The sequence below is a fragment of the Citrobacter sp. RHB21-C05 genome (assembly GCF_013889015.1).
Lineage (GTDB): Bacteria > Pseudomonadota > Gammaproteobacteria > Enterobacterales > Enterobacteriaceae > Citrobacter_A > Citrobacter_A sedlakii.
This window is the reverse complement of sequence record NZ_CP057611.1, coordinates 2,408,409-2,430,824: the sequence shown is the minus strand read 5'-3', so window position 1 is coordinate 2,430,824 and position 22,416 is coordinate 2,408,409. Positions and strand designations below refer to the sequence as shown.

Sequence of the window (22,416 nt, the reverse complement as noted above, 5' to 3'; positions counted from 1 at the left end):
GATATCGTCACGCTGCCGCAGAGGCGGTAAAACGATATTATTAATAACATCACTTATTTATGCGCTGAATATAAAATAGATTTGGTGTGTTAAAGAATACTTTTTCGCAATAACAACGATCCAAAAATTATAACCAACGTTGTTTTTATTTGTAGCAAGTATTCTTTCGGACAGTCCACATTGCAGGAGCATCATAATGGCGAAAAATTATATCGCCCGTCAGGACGGACAGTGGATGGTGGTCAGCCTGACGCCGGATGTCTGTAAAACCCCTGTCGGTCCCGCCCTGCCGCCGGTGCCGTATCCGGTCACTGCCAGCCTCGGTGATGCCGTGCTGACTGTTTCATCGGTAAAAGTCAACGGTTGTCCGGTGCTGGTCCTGAATCAAAGTTTCGTTCCCCTTACAAAGGGCGATGCGCCGGGCGTGGCCGGGGGGATAAAAAGCGGTACGGTGGGTGATATCTGCGAACCACTGGAACACAGCACCACCTTCAGAGTCGGTGGCAAACCCGTTCTGCGTCACTTCGATAAGTTCTGGATGAATGCCAGAAACACCACCGGCATCATTACCGGTCAGCCACCCGCAACCAATGTAACGGCAAAAGAGGCAGACCCGGCAATCAGGCCTGAAACTGCGGAAGAGCAGACGTTTATGGACACGCTGACCCGTGCGTATGAACGTGACGCTGAGTCACGGCGGCTTGAGGCGCAGTTCATGGCTGAAACGGCGCAGGCCGTAAAGAAATCAGTTACTGATTTCTTTACCGACCATACCCGGGATGGTGTGATGAACAGCCAGGCTATCGGCGCAATGCTCATTGCTTCAGCACGTTACAACACCATGCCGGAAGCTGCGCAGAATATGGCAGAGCAGATTGGCGGAGAGGCGTTCGACACCTTTAATGCCATGAACACACCGGAAAACCAGGGGCTGATGACTGCCGTACAGAGCGCGTTTGCGGCTTTTTCACTGAGAGCCGCTGGCGGCATGGATATGGATGGGGCAATCATTAAAGGAAGGGAAAAAATCAAACCCGGACAGGGAGAAGAATTTGACAGCAGTTTTCTGACGTGCTGTAGCGATCCGGTTGATGTGGTATCCGGTAGCCTGATCCAGCAGCTTAATGTCCTGTACATCCCAGGGTCTGTGCCTCTTGGCCTGTCACGGTTTTACCGCTCACGGACAAAAAGAAAAGGGTTGTTCGGCGAAAAATGGTCAGATGACTGGTCCCGGTCACTGACGTTGCAGGGCGATAAGCTGTATTTTACCGACCATGAAGGCGTGGTCCTCAGTTATCCCGTTCCGCAGGACGGTATTTTTCAGAGTACAGTAAATTCCCGCCAGATGGCTTACCGGCTTTCCGGCAACCTGAGCAGTGAACTTACCGTCCTCGATCGTCGCTCGCAGCAGACGTTTGTTTTCTCTCCTTCAGGGAATGGCGTCTGGTGGTTATCGGCTATCCACGACCGCCACGGCAACCGGATTGATTTTCACCGCACGAACGGGCAGCTGACTGAAATCCACCACAGCGACGGCTACAGGCTCTCACTCGACTGGCAGCAACAGCAGCTCATGAGCATTAACCTGGTCGCTCCGCAGAATCAGCGCCTGGTGACCTGCCAGTATGATGATAACGGCTACCTTGCAGAGTGCGATACCTTCCAGTTCACCCACCTGTGGCATGAATACTCTCCGCAGGGGTTTATGACCCGCTGGCGGGACACGGACAAAACACAGGTCAGCTACCGTTATGATGGCGCCGGGAGAGTGATGGAGGGTTCCACCCCGGAAGGATATTATAACGACCGCTTTATCTATAACGATGAAGAACACTGCACCACCTACATTGACGCCGAAGGCGGCGAAACCCGTTACTGGTACAACGGGGATGGCCTCGTTACCCGCAGCCTTGACCCGCTGGGCCGCGAAGAAATCACCGTCCGGGACAATGCCCGCCTTCAGTCCCGCACCGATGCGCTGGGGCGCACCACGGAATACCAGTACAACGACGAAGTCGATATCCGCCAGATTGCCCTGCCGGGCGGCTACAGTCTGTATTACGGCTACAACGAACACGGCCAGCTCACCCGGCTGACCGCGCCGGGTAATCAGGTCTGGCAGTGGGGTTACGACGATAAAGGCGGCATGGTCTGCCTGACCGACCCGCAGGGGCGTCAGCAGCACTTCAGCTACAGTGAACAGGGTGATTTACTCCGGCAGATTATGCCGGGCGGCGCCACCTGGCAGTGGGATTATGATGCGTTGCACCGGGTGCGGGAAACCACTGCCCCCGATGGCGGCATCACGCAGACAGAGCAGGATATGCTGGGACGCCTGCTCAGCGTGAAAGACCCGCTGGGCTTCACCACGCAGTTCCGTCACAGTAAAAACCATGCCGGGCCTCAGGGCAGCGTGGAGGAAATTCACCGTCCGGACGGCGTGCGCGAACTGATGCGCCAGAACAGCGAGAAGCTGCCGGAGAGCTTCACCGATGGCGAAGGCAAAACCACCCGCTATGAATATGGCGCATTTGACCTGCTGACCGCTGTTGTCCGCCCGGACGGAGAACGGCTGGAGTGCCGCTACGACAAACTCACCCGCCTGGCTGAAATCACCAACGCCGGAGGTGAGCATTACCGCCTGACCTATGACACAGCCGGTCAGCTTATCGCCGAAACCGACTTTACCGGGCGCACGCTGACCTATACATACGATGCGGCCGGGCGCTGCATCCGTACCACCTTCCCGGACGGCACACACCTTAACCGCCAGTACAGCGTCACCGACCAGGTGACGAGCGAGGAGGTAACGAAGGGCGACAGCGAGCGGGTACTCAGCCGCACGACATTCATCTATGACGCGCTGTGCCGTCTGGTGGAAGCGCGGAATAACGACGCCACCGTGACCTTTGAATACGACGGTGCCGGGAGGCTCACCGCCGAAACCCTTAACGGCAGGCGAACAGAGTACCAGTACGATGCCGTACAGGATACGGTCTCGCAGCGCACCACTGCGGGCATTACAGAGCATTTCAGCCGTGGGCTGACGGGGGAACTGACCTCATGGCAGATAGCCGACCATGCGCCGCTGACCCTGGAGCACGACCTGTGCGGTCAGGAGATATCCCGGCAGAGTGAAGCCGGGTTCAGCCTCCGCCAGCGCCACACCCCCACCGGCATGCTGGCTGAGCAGCAGGCCGGCGACCTCACAGAACAGAGCCCGCACTACCGGCGCAACAACACTCTGCACCGCCAGTGGCTGTATGACAAAGCCTGCAACCTGACAATGATTGCCGATTCCCAGCGGGGGACGATGGTCAACAGCCTGACGGCAAACGGCCAGATAAGCCACGTCACCCGGACCGGCGGCAGTGACATCCCCATGCGGGAAGAGCGTTTCACTTATGACCGGAACCTCAATATCACCCGCCGCCAGACCCGGGTGAATGAGGTGACGGAGAGTGAGACACACCAGCGCCAGCGGCATGGCCGGGTGACGTCACGGGAGTACAAAGCCTGGCGGCATTCAGCCTTCCATATTAACCCGGACAGCGGGATGCCGGAAGAAGGCAACTTTGTCAGAGTCATCCGAAATGAACAGACCACCTGGAGATACGACGTTAACGGCCGTCTGGTGGAGAAGCTGGTCGATAAAGGCGGCTGGCGTCCGCTCACGTGGCGCTACCGCTGGGATGCCCGGAGCCAGCTTACCGGACTGGAAACCCCGGAAGGCGAACGCTGGGAGTACAAATACGACCCGTCCGGCAGGCGCATCAGCAAGCGCTGCACTAACCGGGACAAGCCCGGTATGGATTTTCACTGGAACGGCGACCAGCTAACGGAAGAAATTCCTGTTGGTACTGATGGCAAACCGGAAGATGAAAATGCCATTCGCTGGATTTACGAGCCGGGCAGCTTCACCCCGCTGGCGCGTTATGAGAAAGGGCAACTGCACTATGTCATCACGGATATCACCGGGCGTATTCAGGAACTGCTGACCGAAGACGGCACCCTTGTCTGGCGGGGAGAGCAGCAGCTGTGGGGGCGGGAGGAAGGCCGGAACAGGGAAGAAGCCCCCGCCTGCCGGTTACGTTTTCCGGGGCAGTATGAGGATGAAGAATCGGGGTTGTATTATAACCGGTTCCGGTACTATGATTGCGGGACAGGGCAGTATCTGTGTGCGGATCCTATAGGTTTAGAAGGTGGAATAAACCTTTATCAATATGCGCCTAATCCATTAAGTTATATTGATCCGCTGGGTTTAAGTGGGGATAAGGTTAATGTATATAAAGATGCTCCTTATCATGGTGCAACTGATAATTCAGTAAAAAGCCGAGCACCAATAAATGGTCAGGCTGCATTAGATAATTCCATTCAAGTAAAACCAACATCACCAAGGCGCGTTGGTGTCGATATTTCCAACAATGAAATTGTTGTATTAGATAAAACTCGTTCTTTATCAGATCATGTAGATGAATATCATGGGCATGTACGTGATTGGGATGCCTTAGATAACAAGCAACAATCTGCTTTGATCAAGTCTGGTAAAACTACAAGAAAAGGAAAGGTTTGTGGTGGCTAAAGATAAGTTACATTTAGTGGAGTTGCTTAATTCTGGTGAACCAGAGAAAGTCGCAGATACACTGCTTTACATAGCTCATAATATAAATGATGTTGAATGGGCTGAAGAGCAGTTCATGAGAATGGCAAATAATCCTGATGAAGATATTAGCGGATTATCTTTAACTTGTTTAGGTCATATAGCAAGGGTAAATGGACGGATAAATAAAGATGTGGTTATTCCATTTCTAAAAGAAAAAATGAAAGATTCAAGTGAGGTAATATCATCAAGAGCCGAGGATGCACTTGACGATATTAATATGTTTACTTAGTTTTACTAGCCGGGAAAGTATATATTTTCCCGGCTTTTTGCTATTTAACTCTCGTTCAGTACACTAAACATTCCGTCTTTAATTCCCTTAACCACCTGTTTAGCCTGATAAAGCTGCTCGCGCAGCGCCTGCACCTCGTTACCGTCCGCCATCAGCACAATACACCCCTGCGAAATCTTCACGGTCACGCCGCGCCCGGTCTCAAATCCCGCTTCTGCCAGCCAGTCGCCCTTAAGGTGCAGGCTGGGACTACGCGAATATCCGGTAGGGACTTTGGTTTTACGGTTGGTGTGGGAAATACCAACATAGCCGACTTTAAGACAGCGCTGGGTTTTGGAAATGGTGACTTCTGGCGTAATATCGTGTTCAGCCATGATTAACTACCTCGAATAGCAGACGGAAGCGATCCACGCGGCGCAACGTTACGCGCAGACGCGCAAGCTGTTGCTGTTGATACAAACGATGGTGAACGAAACGGCGGCGGCGCATAACTGCAAACCCGGTGAGGTGCGCTTCACGCGGCGGGAGATCCGCGACTTTACCAACTGGAGCGACAGCCAGCTCAAGCTGCACTGCCAGCGGTTAAGCGAGATGGAATACCTGCTGATCCACGGCGGCAGTCGCGGCCACCTGTTGCAGTACGAACTGTTATGGGACGGCAGCGGCGACGGAGCGCACCTGTGCGGCCTGATCGAACCGGGCGAAAAGGTGATGTATGACTCACGCAAGTCTGGTTCAGCGGCGGGCAAGTCGGGGTTAAGTCTGCCCCATGTCGGGGCTAAGTCTGACCCGGAAAAACAGGCTGCAAGCCGCGCCGTTACTGGCGTTACCACCCCGCAAGTCGGGGTAGATGAAAAAGCACTGTTCCGGCAGAAAAAGAAAACGGTTCATCGTAGTCATAATGAGCGTCATGGCAACGCGATCCGGGACAGCCCGTAAAGCGGGTATGACTTACGCAAGTCTGGCCTGTAAAGGCGCAAGTCGGGGTTAAGTCTGCCCCATGTCGGGGCTAAGTCTGACCCGGAAAAACAGTCTGAAAGCCGCGCCATTACTGACCTTATCGCCCCGCAAGTCGGGGCGGCGCTAAAACCACTGTTCCACCGCTTTATCCTTCCTTCGTCGTACCGTACTGCAATCCCAATACTCAATCCCTGAACCTTAACAGGACAATCATCATGACCAGACCCATACCACCGGGGCCGGAAGCCCTTTATCTTAGCCGCCAGAACGGGAACGCCACGCAGCGGCAGCATGTGATCGCGTGGCTGGAAAGCCTGTTATCCGCAGGCTACAGCGAACGCAGCATCGAAGGCTACCGCGAACGGGTACTGCCGTTCGTGACGTGGTGCGAGGAGCGCGGGCTGATGTACGCGCCGCAGGTGAGTCTGCCAGTGCTGGAAGGCTGGCAGCGCCACCTGCGCGTTTATCGCAAGGCTGACGGCAACACGCTGGCGGTGGGCGGCCAGCTAAACCGCCTGAGCGCGGTGCGCAACTTCTACCGCTGGCTGCTGAAACGCCACGTTATCCTGTACAACCCGGCAGAGCAGATCGAGCTGCCGAAGGAAGAAAAGCGGCTTCCGGCGCAGGTGTTCAGCGAGCAGGAAACCCGGACGGTGTTGCAGAGTCTGGACACGGAGAAACCGCTGGGTCTGCGCAACCGGGCGATACTGGAAATACTCTGGAGTACCGGGATCAGGCGTATGGAAGTGGCGAACCTGATGCTGGGTGACGTGGACTTCACGCGGGGCGTGGTGAACGTGCGGCAGGGCAAGGGGAAGAAAGATCGGGTGGTGCCGGTGGGTCATGTGGCGCTGGAATGGGTGATGCGCTACCTGCGCAACGTTCGGCCCCGGCTGGCGCAGCGGTTCGACAGCGGTCATCTGTTCATCACCTGGCACGGTAAGGGGCTGAATCGCGGGACGCTGACGCAGCTTGCCGGAGAAGCCATCCGGGATAAGGCGCGGATAGACAAGCCGGGCGCGTGCCACATCTTCCGGCACTCGATGGCAACGCAGATGCTGGACAACGGGGCGGACACGCGGCATATCCAGGCGATCTTAGGGCATGAAAAGCTGGAGACGACGCAGATCTACACGAAGGTGGCGATAGCGCCGTTGCAGCGGGTGCATGAGAAGACGCATCCGGCAGAGAAACGGCGGAGAAAGAGTGTTAAATAAACGTTAACAGCACCCATAACGACACCGGCAGGAACACGCCTTATCGGTAACCCGCAGTCAGATAACAGGAAATAGCCCGGATCCTGTAGGTCTGATAAGGCCTGCAAAATCCTCACGTACTACGTGAGCACCGGCGTTGCGGGAGAGTTAAGGAGGTTGAACGGAGGCCGGATCATTGCCGGACAGGCCGCAAAGTTAGCCGGCACTCTGCGAGGCCGCAGGGGACGGTGCAGGCAGACAGCCGCCGTCCATGACGGCTGCCTGCCCCCCACCACCGGCGTGCGCGGGGGTAAATGCCGTCCGGCCAGCGCGGGGCCGCCGCGCCCTCTGTGGGCCGGGTTGCTGGCCGGACGTCATTCAACATAACGCGGCATTACGCGAAACGGGCCTGAACGGCCCGCAACGCGTAACACGCATGATGTCGGCGCCGGGAGGCTCCGGTGCGCAGTTCCGGCCACGTTCGCGGGTGAAAGCCCGTTAAAAGAGGCTGTCGGCCTGCGGCCTCCGCTTAAAAGCGTTCATGCCCGCCCGGCTGCGTCTGGCTGCGGCGGCTCGCACTGCGTTGCTCGTTCTCGCCTCGCCAGCTTCCACCCCCCGCCCGGTCCGGCGTTGTCATTAAGAGCGGCGTCGTTCTGCGGCCACGGAGGGATGGCAGCGGTGTGGTCATGCAGGTGCATTGCCCTCTGCTGGCCACAGTGCCACAGCGACTAAAGGCGTCGGGCGCGGTGCCGTCTGTAATGGCGGTGTTTCCGGGCGGCGCGGGTGGAAGAGCGGCTAAGCAGGAAGGCGCGGTTGTTCCCGGAAGATCCGTCGCGCGCAGTGGGGCTCTCACTGTAAGAAGGTCGGCCTGCGCCTCCGGTCGTTATGCGGGGGCTACCCCCTCGCGCCCCTGTCAACCCGCGCCCGACCATGCAAACAAGTTGCATGGTCGTCACGGGTTAGCGTGCTCCATGGCTGAAGCACCGGCGTCGCCTGCGGGGATCTGGCGTGGTCAGCCGCTGCGCGTCTGCCCCCGCGACCGGTAATAAAACGCGTAATGCCAGAGGGTTGCGGTGCTGGTATGATGCGGGGCGGAGAAACGCAGGGAGTAAGGAAGATGTGTAATATAAACAGGTGGCTGGCCGTGCTGCTGATGCTCCTGACGCTGATCTGGTCGTCAGTGGCGGTAGCGTTCCCGGCAGAAAATGTGCTTCGGGGGTTCAATGTTGCGACATTGTTAAAAGTGGCAAATGCTGAACTGGTGAAGGCAGATGTGGCGCGGGTTGCAGAGGCGCTAAAGTTACGACCGCCTCCGAATCGTTCCGATGACCCGGTGGGGCTGGCGGGGGGCATAAACCTCTACAGTTATGCGCCGAATCCGCTAAGCTGGATCGACCCACTTGGGTTATTTGGCTGTGGTCCAAAAGCGCAAAAGCATATTCTTCATGGTGATGGCCCCGGTAGTGGTGGTCATATGTGGCCAGGCCAGCCAGGTAAAACAACTTTCCCTCAGTCTTGGGATTCGAAAAAAATTATTTCTGAGATTGATGATATTGTAAATTCACCATCAACTAAGTGGTATGCCCAACAAGGAACGGGAGGTGCATTAACTAAATCAGGAAAAGCTGCTACTTGGGTGGCATGGGAAGTCAGAGATGGGGTGCAAATTAGGGTTGTTTATCAGTCAGCAAAAGGAAGGATAGTAACTGCATTCCCTGATAGTGGCCCTATTCCACGTTTACCAGGAGCAAAATGATGGCTACAGCTACTGGTATTAAGTTGAAAAAATTCGGTGAAGAATTTAACAATAGACTTTCCGAAGATGAATTGAATTATGCGTTGAGCTACATAGACTTTGGGGAAGAACCGTTGGCATTTGAAACGTTATGCGATTATATCTGTGAGGATGATATTGTCATAACGAAGAATGAATATGAACAAATTTGTATATTTAATTCATTATTTAATTACCCTTTGGAAAATAATATTTTTATTTATCTAAAGGGTTTAATTAAATAGTCATAAAGCCGGAGAAGAAATTAAATCTTCCCAGCTTTTTTATTGTTTAACTTTCGTTCAGTACACTAAACATTCCGTCTTTAATCCCCTTAACCACCTGTCTCGCCTGATAAAGCTGCTCGCGCAGTTCCTGCACCTCGTTATTATCAGCGATAATGGTCAGGCACCCCTCCGTAATCCTCACCGTCACGCCGCGCCCGGTCTCAAATCCCGCTTCTTTAAGCCAGTCGCTCTAAAGGTGCAGGCTGGGGTCGCGTGAATATCCGGTGGGGACTTTGGTTTACGGTTTGTGTGGGAAATGCCGACATAGCCGCCTTTAAGACGGCACTGGGTTTTAAAAGGATGACTGAAACCGGATTGCTAAGGGAACAGGTACATATAACGATTTCATTTTCGCCTTTAACCCACACTCAAGATATAAATCGCTTGCAGGCAATAGCACATCTGAAATCGGGTACTCTCGAGGCGCCATCGTTGCTGGACGTAAGGTGATGTCATGGTAAAAAAAAAGCCCATCGTGGGAGATGGGCAAAGACTACACACAGCAATTCGTTGTTTCACTCAGGGGATTTCCATGCTTATAAATCAATGTGTTGATCTATAACCGTGAGCTAATAGTAGGGCATGCGACGTTTTAGCGTCGATCAGATTCGTCTCAATAGTTTAAAAACTGTAAAGAATTTGCGACAGAAACCCGGAGAGCGGAAGCCGTAATAGGGGTGATTTGAAAAATTCAGCAGCCTATTAATAAGCAACGCTAAACATTCGGGCGACATCTGTCGCCCGAAAGAGAGTTACTTGTTGAGATCGTTGATCTCCGCCAGTTCTTCGAGGATTTCTTCTGGCTCATCCGTTGGCGGTGGCGCTTCATGTACCCACGCGGAGAACAGTCGCCAGGTAACCGCCAGCAGAACCGGGCCGATAAACAGGCCAATCATGCCGAAGGCGATCAGGCCGCCAATTACGCCAGAAAGGATCAGAATAAGCGGTAAATCCGCGCCCATACGAATCAGCACAGGGCGGATGACGTTATCAAGCGTACCTACCACGCAGCTCCATACCAACAGTACGGTTCCCCAGGTGGTGTCGCCGCTCCAGTAAAGCCAGATAATGGCCGGAATCAATACCGGAAGCGGGCCAAGCTGGACGAGGCAGGAGAGGATCATCACCACCGTCAGCAACGTCGCATACGGTACGCCGGAAATCGCCAGGCCAATCCCGCCCAACACCGCCTGAACGAGCGCGGTAACCACCACGCCCAGCGCCACCGCGCGGATCGCTTGTGCGGCGAGCAGCACGGCCGCGTCGCCGCGTTTGGCTGCCAGACGGCAGGCGAAATGACGAATACCCAACGCCACCTGTTCACCCCGCCAGTACAGCAGGGCGCTGAACAACAGCATCAGTCCGCAATGCATCATAAAACGGCCGATGTGCGCCGCTTGTCCGACAAACCAGGTGGTCGTTGCGCCAATATAAGGACGAACCTTCGCCATGATCGCCGCGCCGCCCATCTCCAGCAGGTTATGCCACCCGGCATACAATTTTGCGCCAACCAGCGGAATGCTGTTCAACCAGGCAAGATCCGGCAACGTCATATCGCCACCGGTTATGGCGTGGATCAGCGGGCCGCTACCATCGACGATACTGTTCACCAGAAGTGCGACAGGAATGACGAATAACAACACCAGTAAAAGCGTCATGACCAGCACCGCCAGAGAACGGCGGCCCCAGAGTAATTTTTGCAAGCGTAGTAAAACCGGCCAGGTGGCGATAACAATCGTACCGGCCCAGGCAAAGCCCAGAATAAAAGGTTGAACAATCCAGAGACACGCCACAATCATGATGGCAAGGAACAGCACCGACAGCAGCACCTGCGCGATATCCCTGGGCTGACGAACATTGACCATAAACTCTTTTCACCTTTGTAGTGCGTCAGAACGTTGACGCGACGTGAACACGCGAAACGCATCACATAATCATGCGCAGTTTCAGCGCGTTTTAACAGGCGGATTCTGCCAGTATTTCTGTTGAGCGCATAAGAAAAAAATGTGATACAACAAATGAATCAACCAAGGCAAACGATAACCTCACAACACAGACCGCAGGAAAGGGTCAGAATAATGATTCCACAAATTTCTCAGGCACCTGGCGTCGTTCAACTGGTGCTCAATTTTTTGCAAGAGCTGGAGCAACAAGGGTTTACTGGCGATACGGCAACGAGCTACGCCGATCGTCTGACGATGTCGACAGATAACAGTATTTATCAACTTCTTCCCGATGCCGTCGTTTTCCCGCGTTCAACGGCGGATGTGGCGCTGATAGCCCGAGTGGCCGCCGAACCGCGTTTCACCTCGCTGGTGTTTACCCCTCGCGGCGGCGGTACCGGAACCAACGGGCAGGCGTTGAACCAGGGCATTATCGTGGACATGTCCCGCTACATGAGCCGGATCATTGAAATCAATCCGGAAGAAGGTTGGGTGCGGGTCGAAGCGGGGGTGATTAAAGACCAACTGAACCAGGTCCTCAAGCCGTACGGCTATTTCTTTGCTCCGGAGCTTTCAACCAGCAACCGGGCCACCCTTGGCGGGATGATCAATACCGATGCCTCCGGACAAGGATCGCTGGTCTACGGAAAAACCTCCGATCACGTTCTGGGCGTACGCGCTGTGCTGCTGGGCGGCGATATTCTCGACACGCAGCCGCTGCCGGTAGCGCTGGCGGAAACGTTGGGGGAAAGTCATACCACCATTGGACGTATCTATCGCACGGTCCTTGAACGCTGCCGCGACAATCGCCAGCTTATCATGGATAACTTCCCCAAACTGAACCGCTTTCTTACCGGCTACGACTTACGGCATGTTTTTAACGACGACATGACCGAGTTCGATCTGACCCGAATTCTCACCGGTTCGGAAGGGACGCTGGCCTTTATTACCGAAGCCCGGTTGGACATTACGCCGTTGCCGAAGGTTCGTCGACTGGTGAACGTCAAATACGACTCTTTTGACTCCGCGCTGCGCAATGCGCCGTTTATGGTAGAGGCAAGAGCGCTTTCCGTCGAAACCGTCGACTCGAAAGTGCTGAACCTGGCACGGGAAGATATCGTCTGGCATTCGGTAAGCGAATTAATCACCGATGTGCCGGACAAAGAGATGCTTGGCCTGAACATCGTTGAATTCGCCGGTGACGACGAAGCGCTAATTGACGGCCAGGTGGCGGCACTGTGTGAGCGGCTGGACGGATTAATCGCTCATGGAGAAGCCGGGGTGATTGGCTGGCAGCTTTGCGCCGATCTGGCGGGCGTAGAGCGTATTTATGCGATGCGCAAAAAAGCGGTGGGTCTGCTGGGCAACGCGAAAGGGGCGGCGAAACCCATCCCATTTGCCGAAGATACCTGCGTACCGCCGGAGCATCTTGCCGATTACATTGCCGAGTTTCGCGCCTTGCTCGACGGTCATGGTCTGAGCTACGGCATGTTTGGCCACGTAGACGCGGGCGTACTGCATGTGCGTCCGGCGCTGGACATGTGCGATCCGCAGCAGGAAGTGCTGATGAAGCAAATCTCCGATGAAGTGGTGGCGCTGACGGCGAAGTATGGCGGCCTGCTCTGGGGTGAGCACGGTAAAGGGTTTCGCGCCGAGTACAGCCCGGCGTTTTTTGGCGACGCGCTGTATGCGGAACTGCGTAAAGTGAAGGCGGTATTTGATCCGCAGAACCGCCTGAATCCGGGGAAAATCTGTCCGCCGGAAGGCGTGGACGCGCCGATGATGAAAGTGGACGCCGTCAAGCGCGGCACGTATGACCGGCAGATCCCGCTGGCGGTTCGTCAAACCTGGCGCGGGGCGATGGAGTGCAACGGAAACGGACTGTGCTTTAACTTCGATGCGAAAAGCCCGATGTGTCCGTCGATGAAAATCAGTCTCAACCGTATCCATTCACCGAAAGGGCGAGCGACCCTGGTGCGTGAATGGCTGCGTTTGCTGGCGGATCGCGGTGTTGATCCGGTGCGCCTCGAAACTGCACTGGCGAATAAACGTCCCAGCTTACGCTCGCTGATCGCCCGGACCCGTAATACCTGGCACGCGGGTAAGGGCGAATATGATTTCTCGCATGAAGTCAAAGAGGCGATGTCCGGCTGTCTGGCCTGTAAAGCCTGTTCGACCCAGTGTCCGATCAAAATTGATGTACCGGAATTCCGTTCGCGTTTCCTGCAGCTTTACCATACGCGCTACTTACGTCCGCTGCGCGATCATCTGGTGGCGACAGTAGAAACCTATGCGCCGCTGATGGCGCGCGCGCCAAAGACCTTCAACTTCTTTATTAACCAGCCGCTGGTGCGCAAGCTGTCGGCAAAACACATCGGCATGGTGGATCTGCCGCTACTGTCGACGCCGTCGTTGCAGCAGCAAATGGTCGGACACCGTTCGGCCAACATGACGCTTGAGCAGCTTGAGGCGCTTAGCGATACGCAAAAAGCGAATACAGTGCTGGTGGTGCAGGATCCGTTCACCAGTTACTACGACGCTCGGGTTGTGGCGGATTTTGTACGCCTGATCGAAAAGTTAGGTTTCCAGCCGGTACTGCTGCCGTTTTCGCCAAACGGTAAGGCACAACATATTAAAGGCTTCCTGACCCGTTTTGCGAAAACGGCTAAAAAGACCTCTGAGTTTTTAAACCGTGTGGCGCAACTGGGGATGCCGATGGTGGGGGTCGATCCGGCGCTGGTGCTTTGCTACCGCGATGAATATACGCTCGCGCTCGGCGAGCAGCGCGGTGATTTTCACGTACAGCTGGCCAACGAGTGGCTGGCGACAGCGCTGGCCCCGAAGGCTATGGGAGAAATCAGCGGCGAGCCGTGGTACTTCTTTGGCCACTGTACCGAGGTCACCGCGCTTCCCGGCGCGCCTGCGCAGTGGGCGTCAATTTTTGCTCGCTTTGGCGCGAAACTGGAAAATGTCAGCGTCGGCTGCTGCGGTATGGCCGGAACTTACGGGCATGAGGCTAAGAATCATGCCAGTTCCCTGGGGATTTATGAACTGTCCTGGCATCAGGCGATGGAGCGACTGCCCCGTAACCGCTGCCTGGCGACGGGGTATTCCTGCCGCAGCCAGGTGAAGCGGGTGGAAGGCACGGGCGTACGCCATCCTGTACAGGCACTACTGGAGATAATGGGATGATCTGGAAACGTGACATCACACTCGACGCGCTCAACGCAATGGGCGAGGGCAACATGGTTGGGTTACTGGACATTCGCTTTGAAAAGATCGGCGCGGATACGCTTGAAGCCTCTATGCCTGTTGACGGCCGAACAAAGCAGCCGTTTGGTCTGCTGCACGGCGGCGCGTCTGTCGTGCTGGCCGAAAGCATTGGCTCCGTCGCCGGGTATCTCTGCACTGAGGGCGAACAAAAAGTGGTCGGGCTGGAAATAAACGCCAACCATGTTCGTCCTGCCCGGGAAGGACGCGTGAAAGGGGTCTGTAGGGCGATACACACCGGTTCACGCCATCAGGTCTGGCAAATCGATATCTATGATGAGCAGCAGCGTTTATGCTGCACATCACGCTTAACGACGGCTATTGTGTGACGTTGTCACCAAAAAAATGTGATCTATATTGCTTTTGGTCATTATTTGCGCAGCGGAAAGTGATACAATGTGCATGTTTTGACCATAAGCGAGGATGATATGACTAGCCAATTAGACCCGGCCCAACTGGCAATTGAATTTTTACGTCGTGATAAAACCGAGCTCTCACCAGCCCAATACCTTAAAAGACTGAAACAGCTTGAGCTGGAGTTTGCCGATTTACTGACGCTTTCTTCGACTGAACTGAAGGAAGAGATCTATTTTGCCTGGCGCCTTGGCGTTCATTGATTCAGCGATGTACCTCATAGCGAATGCCCCGGCCTCTGGTCGGGGTTATTTTTTGTCGGCGAATAAACGCCATTACCACGTCATTTCACCACTGTTCACCTTTGCGCTCAATGCCAGCGAGCTTTCATCTGCCAGTCCGGGCCACGCGGCCTTTACGGTTTCGATAACGTAAGCTGACCCTTTTTTCGCCTCCAGCGCGTGTTCAAACGTTTGTAGATAATTTTGGGTAAAGCGGATCGCCGTATCACCGGCGGGTCGTGCGCCGAGGTAATGACCCGGGATCACCTGAGTCGGCTGCAGGCTGCGCATTTCGCTCAGCACGTCGCGCCAGGCCGTACGTTGCTTTTCAGATTGAGTGTCAGCGGTCCAGACGTGGATCCCGGACGCGACGCCGGTACCGCCCAGAATCGCCCGATTTGCCGGGATCCAGACATAAGCCGCATAGTTGCCCGGATGGCGAAGTTCCAGTGTTTCTCCGTCAATGTGAAAACGCGTCGCGGGAGTGGCTTGCGGTACGGTGATGGTTTTCGGCACGCCGTCCTTCATCTGCGGTCCCCAGTATTGCAGCTTTGCGTCTTTCGTTTCCTGAATATGTTTGACCACTTCAGGCGTCGCCAGCACTTTTACCTGAGGATAGGCTTTCACAATCGGCTCAAGACCGAAGTAAAAGTCCGGATCGCCCGAGGTAATGACCACGGCTTTCAGTGACTTACCGCTGGCCTGAATCATCTTAAGCAATTTTTCGCCATCTTTAGTGCTGAACTGCGCATCAAACAAAATGGCTTCCGTTGGTCCGGATACCAGGGTGGAAGAGACCGGGAAAATGGCGTTCTCCTGAGGGTTATACACCTCAAGATGCAGTGGGGCGGCAAAGACCGGTGAAGCGAGCAGCGTCAGTGCCGTCAGGGTTTTTATTTTCATGACAGTAACCTTTTGCAGATGAAGTGTTGTCTTAAGGCTACGCATTTTAAGCCAATCCCGATCTGTTAGAATTCCTTAAACAGGACATGCTGAGTTTCATAAAACGATCGGATGGAGGTAAAGTGGACAGAGTGATGGCGGCGACGGTATTTAATCACATCTGTGATTTAGGCAGTATGAGCGCCGCGGCGCGAGCGCTCGGGCTTTCCAGACCGATGGTTAGCCGCTATCTTGAGGAAATGGAAAAATGGGCTGGCGCACGACTGATCCACCGTTCTTCACGCAGGCTCACCATCACGCCTGCTGGCGAAGAGGTCCTGCTAAAGACCCGCACGTTGGCGCAGCTTTCTCAGGGCATTGGCGCGGTTGCGGCGGGAGGTATGCCTTGCGGAACCTTGCGTGTCGCCTGTGCCCATTTTACGGCGATGCATATTCTTGCGCCGGTACTGCCAGCATTTTTAACCCGCTACCCGGATCTGCGGATTGAAGTCGAGATTAATAACCAGCCCGTGAGTCTGGTTGGGGAACGAATCGATCTCGCTATTCGTATTACCGACGCGCCGGAGCCGGGTACTATCGCTCGTCGTCTTGGCAGCTGTGAGTCAGTGCTTTGCGCATCGCCTGCTTATCTGAAACAGCATGGTACGCCACAAACACCGGACGACCTTACCCGTCATAACTGCCTTTATTACAGCGGGTTTGCCGGGAAATCCTGGCGCTTTCTTGATGCCTGCGGTGAGGCGGTTTCGGTCGCGATAAAAGGTAACCTCAGCGCCGGGATTTCCTCGCTTTTAGGCGAGGCGGCGCTGGCAGGAATGGGCGTGGCGTTGATACCGGAAAAAGAGGCGCGAGAAGGGTTAACAAGCGGTGCGCTGGTGCCTTTGCTGCCCGGGCATAAACCCCGGCCTTTGCCGGTGTACGGCTTGTATCTTTCCCGCGCGCACCAGTCGGCGGGGCTACGACTGCTGCTGGACGCGGTGAAAGACATACTCTCAGTAAACTGAAGAAATTGATCCGCCATACAAAATGCGCGGATCGCAATTAGTGTTAAAACTGATCGCTGACGATATGAGAATATTCTTAAAGCCCCTTCAAGAGCTAAGCCATTGCGAGTGCCGGAGATAAGCGCCGGATGGGGCGGGAACCCTTAAGGCTGTGATGAACAGCCTTAAGGGTTTTTTTCTTTGCGACAATTACGCGCCACTGCCTATCCGTGAAATAGACATTTTCTATACATCTTTCCTTTTTTGACCACCCTGGTCGATGATTTTTACTGAACGCTTTATTTTTCAAAGAATTGCAGAAAACTCACTCTGACTTATATCCCGCGTAGCAAGGTCTATGCTTAATAAAAGCCGTTAAAAAGGGTGATTAAGGGGAATGCCCCTGCTGTTGAGGGGTTGAAGTGATAATCATTATCACTAACATGGTGTTATAGCCTGATGGCTCATTACGCGAGGTCATTCTATGGAATTGCATTCAGGAACATTTAACCCAGACGATTTTGCCTGGCGCGGATTAACGCTCACCCCTTCGGCGGCCGCGCATATTCGCGAACTGGTGGCCAAACAGCCGGGAATGCTGGGCGTGCGCCTGGGCGTTAAACAGACCGGCTGCGCTGGCTTTGGTTACGTGCTGGATACGGTCAGTGAGCCTGAAAAGGACGATCTGCTGTTCGAATACGAGGGCGCGAAGCTTTACGTCCCGCTTCAGGCGATGCCGTTTATCGACGGGACGGAAGTCGATTATGTCCGGGAAGGATTAAACCAGTTATTCAAATTTCATAACCCGAAAGCCCAGAACGAATGCGGCTGTGGCGAAAGCTTTGGGGTATAGGCGGTACTATGTCTCGTAATACTGAAGCAACTGACGATGTCAAAACCTGGACCGGCGGCCCGCTAAACTACAAAGAAGGTTTCTTTACCCAGTTACAAACTGATGAGCTGGCGAAAGGAATTAACGAAGACGTGGTGCGCGCGATCTCTGCAAAACGTAACGAACCAGAGTGGATGTTGGCCTTTCGCCTCAATGCCTACCGGGCATGGGTAGAAATGGCTGAACCGCACTGGCTGAAAGCCCACTACGATAAGCTGAATTATCAGGATTACAGCTATTACTCTGCGCCGTCATGCGGTCACTGCGACGACACCTGCGCATCACAGCCGGGAGCGGTTCAGCAAACGGGCGCCAACGCGTTCCTCAGTAAAGAGGTGGAGGCCGCGTTTGAGCAGCTTGGCGTGCCTGTGCGCGAAGGGCGGGAAGTGGCGGTCGACGCTATTTTTGACTCCGTTTCAGTCGCCACCACCTACCGGGAAAAGCTGGCGGAACAAGGCATTATTTTTTGTTCTTTCGGCGAGGCGATCCATGATCACCCGGAACTGGTGAAGAAATACCTTGGTACGGTAGTCCCCGCGAACGATAACTTTTTTGCCGCGCTAAACGCCGCCGTGGCGTCAGACGGTACCTTCATTTATGTGCCGAAGGGCGTACGTTGCCCCATGGAGCTTTCCACCTATTTTCGCATTAACGCGGAAAAAACCGGGCAATTTGAACGCACCATCCTTGTGGCGGATGAGGGCAGCTACGTCAGCTATATCGAGGGATGTTCAGCACCGGTGCGCGACAGCTATCAGCTGCACGCCGCAGTCGTGGAAGTGATCATCCATAAAGACGCCGAAGTGAAGTATTCCACGGTGCAGAACTGGTTCCCGGGTGATAACAACACCGGCGGGATCCTCAACTTCGTTACCAAACGCGCGTTGTGCGAAGGGGAAAACAGCAAAATGTCGTGGACCCAGTCGGAAACCGGCTCGGCGATCACCTGGAAATACCCGAGCTGTATTCTGCGTGGCGACAACTCGATTGGCGAGTTTTATTCCGTGGCGTTGACCAGCGGGCACCAGCAGGCCGATACCGGCACCAAAATGATCCATATCGGCAAAAATACCCGCTCGACCATCATTTCGAAAGGGATCTCCGCCGGACACAGCCAGAACAGCTATCGTGGACTGGTGAAAATCATGCCGACGGCGACCAATGCCCGCAACTTTACCCAGTGCGATTCAATGCTGATCGGCGCGGATTGCGGGGCGCATACTTTCCCGTACGTCGAATGCCGTAATAACAGCGCCCAGCTCGAACACGAAGCGACCACATCGCGTATCGGTGAAGATCAGCTGTTCTATTGCCTACAGCGCGGTATCAGCGAAGAAGATGCGATCTCGATGATCGTCAACGGCTTCTGTAAAGACGTGTTCTCCGAATTGCCGCTGGAGTTTGCCGTCGAAGCACAAAAACTATTAGCTATTAGCCTTGAACACAGCGTCGGTTAAGGAAGTATCATGTTAAATATTAAAGATTTACAGGTCAGTGTCGAAGATAAAGCGATCCTGCGTGGGCTGAACCTTGAGGTTCGTCCCGGCGAAGTGCACGCGATCATGGGACCGAACGGTTCCGGTAAAAGCACGCTTTCCGCGACGCTGGCAGGACGCGAAGATTACGAGGTAATCGGCGGTTCCGTCGCGTTTAAAGGTAAAGATCTGCTGGCCCTGGCGCCGGAAGAGAGAGCCGGTGAAGGCATTTTCATGGCCTTTCAGTACCCGGTGGAAATTCCCGGCGTCAGCAATCAGTTTTTCCTGCAAACGGCGCTAAACGCGGTGCGCAGCTATCGCGGCCAGGAGACGCTGGACCGTTTTGATTTTCAGGACCTGATGGAAGAGAAAATCGCGCTGCTGAAAATGCCGGAAGATCTGTTGACCCGCTCGGTCAACGTGGGTTTTTCCGGCGGCGAGAAAAAACGCAACGACATTCTGCAAATGGCGGTGCTGGAGCCGGAGCTGTGCATTCTGGATGAGTCGGATTCCGGGCTGGATATTGATGCCCTGAAAATCGTCGCCGATGGCGTGAATTCCCTGCGGGACGGCAAGCGCGCATTCATCATCGTTACGCACTATCAGCGCATCCTTGACTATATCAAACCTGATTTTGTCCACGTCCTGTATCAGGGGCGGATTGTGAAGTCTGGCGATTTCACCCTGGTCAAACAACTGGAGGAGCAGGGATATGGCTGGCTTACCGAACAGCAGTAATGCGTTGCAGCAGTGGCATCATCTGTTTGAAGCCGAGGGCGAGTCGCGTTCCACCCAGGCGCAGCAGCACTTACAGCAATTACTGCGACTGGGCCTGCCGACGCGGAAACATGAAAACTGGAAATACACGCCGCTGGAAGGATTAATCAACAGCCAGTTCGTCAGCCGCTTCGCGGACATTGGGACGGCGCAGCGGGATGCATTGGCGCTACAAATTGATGCGCTGCGTCTGGTTTTTGTTGATGGGAAATTCAGTCCGGCGCTGAGCGACAGCTGTGAAAATAGCGGCTTTGACGTTGCGATCAACGATGAGCGCCAGACGCTGCCTGACGCGGTGCAGCCGGAGGTGTTTCTGCATCTCACCGAAAGCCTGGCGCACAGCGTAACCCATATCCACGTTAAGCGTAATCAGCGTCCTGACAAGCCGCTGCTATTGATGCACATTACGCAGGGCGTGGGCGACGATGAGGTGAACACCGCTCATTATCGTCATCATCTGGAACTGGCGGAAGGGGCAGAAGCAACGGTCATTGAACATTACGTGAGCCTCAATGACGCGCGACACTTTACCGGCGCGCGTCTGACAATGAATGTGGCAGCCAACGCGCATCTGCATCACGTGAAGCTGGCGTTTGAAAATCCGTTAAGCCATCACTTCGCCCATAATGATATTTTCATGGCGGCGGACGCCTCGGCGCACAGCCACAGTTTTCTGCTGGGGGATGCGGTACTGCGTCATAACACCAGCACCCGGCTGAACGGTGAGAACACGACGCTACGAATCAACAGCCTCGCGATGCCGGTGAAAAATGAAGTCTGTGATACCCGCACCTGGCTTGAGCACAACAAAGGCTATTGCAACAGCCGTCAGCTGCATAAAACCATTGTCAGCGATAAAGGGCGCGCGGTCTTCAACGGTCTGATTAACGTTGCCCCGTACGCGATCAAAACCGACGGTCAGATGACCAACAATAACCTGCTGCTGGGTAAACTCGCCGAGGTGGATACCAAACCGCAGCTTGAGATTTACGCCGACGACGTGAAGTGTAGCCATGGCGCGACGGTGGGGCGCATTGACGATGAACAGATGTTCTATCTGCGCTCGCGCGGGATCGACCAGCAGGACGCCCAGCAGATGATTCTCTATGCCTTTGCCGCTGAACTGACGGAAGCCATCGGCGACGAGGCGCTGAAGCAACAGGTTCTGGCGCGAATCGGCCAGCGCCTGCCGGGAGGCAGAGCATGACATTTTCTATCGACAACGTGCGTGCGGATTTTCCCGTGCTTACGCGAGAAGTCAACGGTCTGCCGCTGGCGTACCTTGATAGCGCCGCCAGCGCGCAGAAGCCCAGTCAGGTTATCGACGCGGAGGCGGAATTCTACCGCCATGGCTATGCGGCGGTGCATCGCGGTATTCATACTCTGAGCGCCCAGGCGACGGAGCGAATGGAGAACGTTCGCAAACTGGCGTCGCTGTTTATTAACGCCCGCTCAGCGGAGGAACTGGTGTTCGTTCGCGGCACCACGGAAGGCATCAATCTGGTGGCCAACAGTTGGGGGCCGGAAAACGTTCACCGTGGCGATAACATCATTATCAGCGAAATGGAGCACCACGCTAATATTGTGCCCTGGCAGATGCTATGCGCGCGCGTGGGGGCTGAACTCCGGGTAATCCCGCTCAATACCGACGGAACGCTCCAGCTTGAAAGTCTGCCATCGCTGCTGGACGAGAAAACCCGCCTGCTGGCCATTACCCATGTTTCGAACGTGTTAGGCACCGAGAACCCGATCGCTGAAATCACCGCGCTGGCCCATCAGTACGGGGCTAAAGTCCTGGTGGACGGCGCGCAGGCGGTCATGCACCACCCGGTCGATGTTCAGGCGCTGGACTGCGACTTCTACGTTTTTTCCGCGCATAAACTGTACGGCCCGACCGGTATCGGCGTGCTGTACGTAAAAGACGTCATCCTGCAGGCGATGCCGCCGTGGGAAGGGGGCGGCTCAATGATCGCTACGGTCAGCCTGACCCAGGGCACCACCTGGACGAAAGCGCCGTGGCGTTTTGAGGCGGGTACGCCAAATACCGGAGGAATTATCGGTCTGGGCGCCGCGCTGGAGTATGTCTCAGCGCTGGGGCTGGAAAACATCGGCGAGTACGAACAGAATTTGATGCATTACGCGCTGGCGCAACTGGCGGCGGTGCCTGACCTCACGCTGTACGGCCCGCTTAGCCGGCTTGGCGTGATCGCGTTTAATCTCGGTCACCATCACGCCTATGATGTCGGTAGTTTCCTTGATAACTACGGTATTGCTGTCCGTACCGGACACCATTGCGCTATGCCGCTGATGGCGTTTTATCAGGTTCCGGCGATGTGTCGCGCGTCGCTGGCAATGTATAACACCCATGAAGAAGTGGATCGTCTGGTGACCGGGCTGCAGCGTATTCATCGCTTACTGGGATAACAGGG

Annotated in this window: 17 protein-coding genes, 1 other RNA gene and 2 pseudogenes; 15 read left to right on the top strand and 5 right to left on the bottom strand. The window is 55.0% G+C overall.

Annotated elements, in window-relative coordinates; all coding sequences use genetic code 11:
- The first annotated feature begins 196 nt into the window (after positions 1 to 196).
- Entirely contained in the window at positions 197 to 4,582 is a 4,386-nt protein-coding gene (locus HVX72_RS11655) for a PAAR-like domain-containing protein (RefSeq protein ID WP_249418864.1), read from the top strand.
- On the top strand, positions 4,575 to 4,892 hold the full coding sequence (locus tag HVX72_RS11650) for a hypothetical protein (protein ID WP_249418863.1): 318 nt from the start codon (positions 4,575 to 4,577) through the stop codon (positions 4,890 to 4,892). Before HVX72_RS11655 ends, HVX72_RS11650 begins: the two co-directional genes overlap by 8 nt.
- Positions 4,893 to 4,936: 44 nt before the next feature.
- Here HVX72_RS11650 and HVX72_RS11645 read toward each other — a convergent pair whose 3' ends face one another.
- Positions 4,937 to 5,266, bottom strand: coding sequence for a SymE family type I addiction module toxin (locus tag HVX72_RS11645; RefSeq protein ID WP_181821412.1), 330 nt, complete (start codon positions 5,264 to 5,266; stop codon positions 4,937 to 4,939).
- A 55-nt stretch (positions 5,267 to 5,321) separates the two neighbouring features.
- On the opposite strand from HVX72_RS11645, the pseudogene HVX72_RS11640 reads away from it, so the two are divergent.
- The 4 genes and pseudogenes from HVX72_RS11640 to HVX72_RS11625 form a co-directional block, all read left to right on the top strand.
- Positions 5,322 to 5,831 (top strand): annotated as a pseudogene (locus HVX72_RS11640) (DNA primase); the annotation flags it as partial.
- Between the two features lie 236 nt (positions 5,832 to 6,067).
- A complete protein-coding gene (gene xerC, locus HVX72_RS11635; protein WP_181821411.1) occupies positions 6,068 to 7,069 on the top strand; it encodes a site-specific tyrosine recombinase XerC in 1,002 nt (333 codons plus the stop codon).
- A 1,132-nt stretch (positions 7,070 to 8,201) separates the two neighbouring features.
- The gene (locus HVX72_RS22320; protein WP_275943319.1) at positions 8,202 to 8,804 is read left to right on the top strand and encodes an EndoU domain-containing protein; all 603 of its coding nucleotides are present in this window, start codon (positions 8,202 to 8,204) and stop codon (positions 8,802 to 8,804) included.
- Positions 8,801 to 9,067: a MafI family immunity protein gene (locus HVX72_RS11625; protein WP_052406265.1), complete on the top strand. Its 267-nt coding sequence runs from the start codon at positions 8,801 to 8,803 to the stop codon at positions 9,065 to 9,067. Before HVX72_RS22320 ends, HVX72_RS11625 begins: the two co-directional genes overlap by 4 nt.
- Before the next feature lie 46 nt (positions 9,068 to 9,113).
- On the opposite strand, the pseudogene HVX72_RS11620 reads toward HVX72_RS11625, so the two are convergent.
- From HVX72_RS11620 to ydiK, 3 genes and pseudogenes are all read right to left on the bottom strand, one after another.
- Positions 9,114 to 9,367 (bottom strand): annotated as a pseudogene (locus HVX72_RS11620) (SymE family type I addiction module toxin).
- A gap of 200 nt (positions 9,368 to 9,567) precedes the next feature.
- Positions 9,568 to 9,675, bottom strand: an RNA gene (rprA, locus tag HVX72_RS11615) — antisense sRNA RprA.
- Positions 9,676 to 9,861: 186 nt separating this feature from the next.
- Positions 9,862 to 10,974, bottom strand: coding sequence for an AI-2E family transporter YdiK (gene ydiK / locus HVX72_RS11610; RefSeq protein ID WP_042282704.1), 1,113 nt, complete (start codon positions 10,972 to 10,974; stop codon positions 9,862 to 9,864).
- Between the two features lie 213 nt (positions 10,975 to 11,187).
- Here ydiK and HVX72_RS11605 point away from each other — a divergent pair, with 213 nt between their 5' ends.
- From HVX72_RS11605 to HVX72_RS11595, 3 genes are all read left to right on the top strand, one after another.
- Complete coding sequence (locus tag HVX72_RS11605; protein WP_181821410.1) at positions 11,188 to 14,244, top strand: FAD-binding and (Fe-S)-binding domain-containing protein; 3,057 nt, start codon at positions 11,188 to 11,190, stop codon at positions 14,242 to 14,244.
- Positions 14,241 to 14,651: a 1,4-dihydroxy-2-naphthoyl-CoA hydrolase gene (gene menI, locus HVX72_RS11600; protein ID WP_181821409.1), complete on the top strand. Its 411-nt coding sequence runs from the start codon at positions 14,241 to 14,243 to the stop codon at positions 14,649 to 14,651. Before HVX72_RS11605 ends, menI begins: the two co-directional genes overlap by 4 nt.
- Before the next feature lie 99 nt (positions 14,652 to 14,750).
- Entirely contained in the window at positions 14,751 to 14,939 is a 189-nt protein-coding gene (locus HVX72_RS11595; protein ID WP_042282711.1) for a YdiH family protein, read from the top strand.
- A gap of 72 nt (positions 14,940 to 15,011) precedes the next feature.
- Here HVX72_RS11595 and HVX72_RS11590 read toward each other — a convergent pair whose 3' ends face one another.
- Positions 15,012 to 15,860, bottom strand: a complete 849-nt coding sequence (locus HVX72_RS11590; protein WP_181821408.1) for a Vmh family MBL fold metallo-hydrolase — start codon at positions 15,858 to 15,860, stop codon at positions 15,012 to 15,014.
- A 122-nt stretch (positions 15,861 to 15,982) separates the two neighbouring features.
- On the opposite strand from HVX72_RS11590, the gene HVX72_RS11585 reads away from it, so the two are divergent.
- The 6 genes from HVX72_RS11585 (at position 15,983) to sufS (ending at position 22,411) form a co-directional block, all read left to right on the top strand.
- A complete protein-coding gene (locus HVX72_RS11585; protein ID WP_249418862.1) occupies positions 15,983 to 16,864 on the top strand; it encodes a LysR family transcriptional regulator in 882 nt (293 codons plus the stop codon).
- A gap of 463 nt (positions 16,865 to 17,327) precedes the next feature.
- On the top strand, positions 17,328 to 17,696 hold the full coding sequence (gene sufA / locus HVX72_RS11580; protein ID WP_042282717.1) for a Fe-S cluster assembly scaffold SufA: 369 nt from the start codon (positions 17,328 to 17,330) through the stop codon (positions 17,694 to 17,696).
- Between the two features lie 8 nt (positions 17,697 to 17,704).
- The gene (gene sufB / locus HVX72_RS11575) at positions 17,705 to 19,192 is read left to right on the top strand and encodes a Fe-S cluster assembly protein SufB (RefSeq protein WP_042282719.1); all 1,488 of its coding nucleotides are present in this window, start codon (positions 17,705 to 17,707) and stop codon (positions 19,190 to 19,192) included.
- 9 nt (positions 19,193 to 19,201) lie between these two features.
- Positions 19,202 to 19,948, top strand: a complete 747-nt coding sequence (gene sufC / locus HVX72_RS11570; RefSeq protein WP_060569680.1) for a Fe-S cluster assembly ATPase SufC — start codon at positions 19,202 to 19,204, stop codon at positions 19,946 to 19,948.
- Entirely contained in the window at positions 19,923 to 21,194 is a 1,272-nt protein-coding gene (gene sufD, locus HVX72_RS11565) for a Fe-S cluster assembly protein SufD (protein WP_181821407.1), read from the top strand. The genes sufC and sufD overlap by 26 nt, the downstream gene beginning before the upstream one ends.
- On the top strand, positions 21,191 to 22,411 hold the full coding sequence (sufS, locus tag HVX72_RS11560) for a cysteine desulfurase SufS (RefSeq protein WP_181821406.1): 1,221 nt from the start codon (positions 21,191 to 21,193) through the stop codon (positions 22,409 to 22,411). The genes sufD and sufS overlap by 4 nt, the downstream gene beginning before the upstream one ends.
- Positions 22,412 to 22,416 lie beyond the last annotated feature (5 nt).